At 53.1% G+C, this 4,560-nt stretch carries 4 protein-coding genes; all 4 read left to right on the top strand.

Annotated elements, in window-relative coordinates; genetic code table 11:
- A partial coding sequence (locus BM229_RS17930; protein ID WP_244152279.1) for a replication initiator protein A occupies positions 1-966 on the top strand: 966 nt, incomplete at its 5' end.
- Between the two features lie 86 nt (positions 967-1,052).
- A complete protein-coding gene (locus BM229_RS17925; protein WP_093929005.1) occupies positions 1,053-1,721 on the top strand; it encodes a ParA family protein in 669 nt (222 codons plus the stop codon).
- Complete coding sequence (locus BM229_RS17920) at positions 1,703-1,996, top strand: hypothetical protein (RefSeq protein WP_093929004.1); 294 nt, start codon at positions 1,703-1,705, stop codon at positions 1,994-1,996. The genes BM229_RS17925 and BM229_RS17920 overlap by 19 nt, the downstream gene beginning before the upstream one ends.
- Before the next feature lie 105 nt (positions 1,997-2,101).
- Positions 2,102-4,560, top strand: a 2,459-nt coding sequence (locus tag BM229_RS17915; RefSeq protein WP_093929003.1) for a class I SAM-dependent DNA methyltransferase, incomplete at its 3' end; no start/stop codon positions are given.

Here is a 4,560-nt window from a genome sequence, read left to right as displayed (position 1 = left end):
CCGAAGAGTGACAGGGCCTCAATGGAGTATCCTCTTTTTTCTTTGTCGGTGAAGAAAGACATGGCTTCGTTCGAGTATGAACAAGGCGAGGTAAAAGTTAAGATTACACCCTCTGCTCAAGAAGGGCGTGCGAATGTTTTTGACAGGGACATTTTAATATATGTTCTCAGTCAACTGATGGCAGCGAAAAATGACGGTCAAGAGATTGGCCGCCGAGTGCAAATATCCGCACACGATCTTCTCAAAGCGACGAACCGACACACCAGCGGGCAAGCTTACGGCACGCTTCGACGCGCCCTCACCCGCCTTCAGTTTACGCAGATTGAAACCAATATCCACGATCACGGCATTGGTGAATGGCGCTCAATTTCCTTCATCACAGAGTCGCGTATCGTCAAAGAAGACTCAACCGGAAGGCTTCTGAGCGTTGAGCTCGAGATGGGAGGTTGGCTCGTAAAAGCTATTGAAAATAAGAATGTTCTCACTCTTCATAGGGCATATTTTCAGCTAAGGAAGCCTTTGGAGCGACGTCTGTATGAGCTCGCTCGAAAACATTGCGGAAAACAGGGATTTTGGCGGATCGGCTTAAATAAATTGCAACTCAAGACTGGTTCGACCTCGACGTCGAAGGAATTTAAGCGCCTGGTAAAAACCATCTGCAATGCTGATGAAGTTCAATCACATATGCCAGATTATCATTTTCGGTTGTTGCACGATATCTTGGAGGTCACTCCAAAGGCCGAGTTTCTTGATGTTTATGGGGATCAATCAACCTCAAATCTTGACGACATAGTTCGCCTCTCTGGTGACGCATACGAGAAGGCTCGTGAGGCCGCCCCGACGTGGGATGTGTATTTTCTGGAGCAAGAGTGGCGGATGTGGATGAGTGAAGCCCCTCGTCATGCTGATGGAGCATTTGTTGGTTTTTGCCGGAAGTGGTATGAGCGAAGGGGTAATGCACCATAACTATTATCTGTCATGGCTTATCTACTAACAGGTAAGTGTTGACTGTTAAGTGTTACCTGTTAGAGGTTAAAAACAGGGGGTGCTTCATGACGCAAGTTATCAGCGTAGTTCAGGAAAAAGGTGGTGCTGGTAAAACGACACTACTGACGGCGCTTGCGAGCCTGATGGTCGCAGATGGCGCAAAAATCGCTGTGATTGATACTGACCCTCAGCGGCATCTGGAGTCATGGGCGAAAAAGGAACAGACCAGCTTGGACTGGCTGTTCGAGGAAGATGATGAGAAGCTCCTTCCGACTGTCAAAGCCCTCAAGAAGTCCGAGCCGGCTTATGATGCAATCTTCGTGGATACTGCCGGTTTCAAGTCAGCGATGGCAATGCACGCGATTGCGGCTGCAAACCTGATCCTTATACCATCCAAGGCCAATGAGGCGGATGCCAAGGGTGCGAAGCGCACTTTCTCCCATGTCCAGAGCGTTGCCGAGACGATGGAGAAAGAAATTCCGGCGCTCGTCGTCATGATGGACGTAGACGCGAACACCAACATCACCCAAGCGATTGTTGATGCTTTGGATGCTCAGGATGTGCCGCGTTTGAATGCAATGTGCGCACATCGGACAGGCTTCAAGGAAATGACCTCAACAGGCATGGCCCCCCAGGGGGCCGCCAAAACGTCTGCACAAACTGTCTTGGCCGATTTGCAAAGCAGGGGCCTTATCAACTTTTATAGGAGCGGCTCATGGCAAAAGTCAGTGTAAACCTTGAGGATGATCTTGATGGCGATGATAGCGCTCGAAAGATTAAGGAGATGGCGGCGCCCTTTCCAAGTGTAAGCAAGGCCAAGTCCTCAGCATTAAAGGACGCGCCGCGCGTTCAGTTCTCGTTCACAAATGTCCCCAAGCCGATAAAAGAGGCATTTGCCGCAGAAGCAAAAAAGCGGCGGTTGACCCAAAAAGAGCTGCTTTATGAGTGCTTGCGCGCTGGCGGTCTCGACATTCCAGCCAATGCCGACATCGATGGTCGCAGAAGATAACAGTTAACCCATAACTGGTAGTAAATACCTATTATGGGTTAACTGTTATCTCGTTTTCCACATCTGCAAATCCCAAACATACTTCCGATCACTGAAAGCCCGCCAATGAACGCTGTTGAAATTGAAGAGGCCATCTCCATCCTGGCCGAGCAGCCGTTCGATGCTAAGGAGTTCCCCTATGCCTTCCTCCTGGCTTTCGGGAATAAGGACACTACCATCAAACGCCTGCGCACAGGAGCGTCGAACAAATCCGACCTCGATGGCGTTCTTCAGACGAACAACATCCACCTCAAGACCTGCGCCAAAGGGCAGGTGGCCCAGACCCTTGTAGGGCTCAAATCCAGCCCCGCCACCACCAAGGCCAAGGCGAAGTTCATCCTCGCCACTGACGGCACTGATCTTGAGGCCGAGGATACCACCACTGGCGACACCATCGCCTGCGCCTACACCGATTTCCCCGATCACTTCGGGTTCTTCCTGCCTCTGGCCGGTATCAGCACGGTCAAGCAGATCCGCGAGAGCGCCTTTGATATCCGTGCAACCAGCCGCCTCAATCGGCTCTACGTCGAACTGATCAAGGACAACCCTGATTGGGGCACCGCCGATCGCCGCCATGATATGAACCACTTCATGGCGCGGCTGATCTTTTGCTTCTTTGCCGAGGATACCGACATCTTCAACGGCGAGGACATGTTCACGGCGACGATCGACCGGATGTCGGAACGTGATGGTTCCAACACCCATGAGATCATCGGTGAAATCTTTCGCGCGATGAACACGGCCGGATCCGAGCGGGCAGGGGCCAAGCTGCCCCGCTGGGCCGAGGGCTTTCCCTATGTGAACGGCGGTCTGTTTTCCGGCAGCACCGAGGCACCGCATTTCTCCAAAATCGCGCAGCGCTATCTGTCCCATATCGGCAGCCTCGACTGGACCCAGATCAACCCCGATATTTTCGGCTCGATGATCCAGGCCGTGGCGGATGATGAGGAACGCGGCGCGCTTGGCATGCACTACACCTCTGTGCCGAACATTCTGAAGGTGCTGAACCCGCTGTTTCTGGACGACCTACGCGCTGATCTTGAAGCGGCGGGCGACAACCCCCGCAAGCTGGCCAACCTGCGCGACCGCATGGCCAAGATCCGGGTGTTTGACCCCGCCTGCGGGTCGGGCAACTTCCTTGTCATCGCCTATAAGGAAATCCGCGCGCTGGAGTTTGAGGTGAACAAACGCCGCGGCGAGCCAGAGCGGCGCAGTGACATCCCCTTGACTAACTACCGGGGGATCGAGTTGCGGGACTTCTCGGCCGAGATTGCCCGTCTTGCGCTGATCATCGCGGAATATCAATGCGACGTGACCTATCGCGGCCAGAAAGAGGCGCTGGCTGAATTCCTGCCGCTGGATGCGCAGAACTGGATCACTTGTGGCAACGCACTGCGGCTGGACTGGCTGTCAATCTGCCCACCCACGGGGACGGGGGTGAAGTTTCAGTCGGATGACCTGTTCATGTCACCGCTGGAGCAGGCCCAGATCGACTTCGAGAATGAAGGCGGCGAGACGTATATCTGCGGCAACCCGCCCTATCGGGGTAGCAAGTGGCAGTCCTCCGATCAAAAAGAAGACATGGTCAATGCTTGGGCAAAGCACCCAAAGCTTGCAAAAGTAACTGACTTTGTCGCCGGATGGTTCGCCCGCTATTTTGACTATGTTCAAGTAGTGCCTGACGCTGCTGCAGCTTTCGTTGTCACAAACAGTGTTTGCCAAGGACAGCAGGCCTCCGAAATATGGCCAGTAGCATTTCGCCAAAATATAGAAATCAGCTTCGCGCACCTGCCATTCAAATGGAGCAATCTGGCAAGCCATAACGCCGGTGTCACAGTTATTATCGTCGGACTCACGCGCACATCGTCCAAACCCAAAAAACTATATGATGAAGACTCTGTGAGGGAGTGTGCCGGTATTGGACCCTATTTGGTGCCGAACCAGCTGGAGGCCGTCGTAAAAGCCAACGAACCCGTTGGCCAACAGAGCAAAATGCTGTTTGGAAACATGCCGCGGGATGGAGGACACTTATTCTTAAGCTCAGAAGATGCGGCGCAGCTTCGACAAGACGAAAACGTTGCGAGCATGGTCCGTCATTTTGTTGGCTCAGAGGAGTTGATCAACGGGAAACAAAGGTATTGCCTTTGGATTGAGGCTGACGAAACAAGCGCTGCAGAAAAGAACACCTTTGTTGCGGAACGCCTCGGAAAAGTTGCTGTAAACAGACTTGAATCTCCTGCACAATCGACGAGAGATTTTGCCGCGAAACCTTACCGTTTTGTTCAGATTGCTGGGCGCTCCGAACGAAATGCAATCGTTGTGCCACGGGTGTCGTCTGAAAATCGGGATTTCCTACCTGTCGATTATCTGTCGAGTGATTTTATCATCGGCGATCGCAACTTCGCCCTCTACGACGCCCCCCTCTGGAACATGGCACTGATTGCCTCGCGCCTGCACTGGGTCTGGATCGGCACAGTCTGCGTGCGGCTGGAGATGCGTTTCAGCTACTCCAACACCCTCGGCTG

This window comes from Sulfitobacter dubius (assembly GCF_900113435.1).
GTDB classification, from domain to species: domain Bacteria; phylum Pseudomonadota; class Alphaproteobacteria; order Rhodobacterales; family Rhodobacteraceae; genus Sulfitobacter; species Sulfitobacter dubius.
The sequence above is the reverse complement of the archived record's forward strand: the minus strand, read 5'-3'. Positions and strand labels throughout refer to the sequence as shown.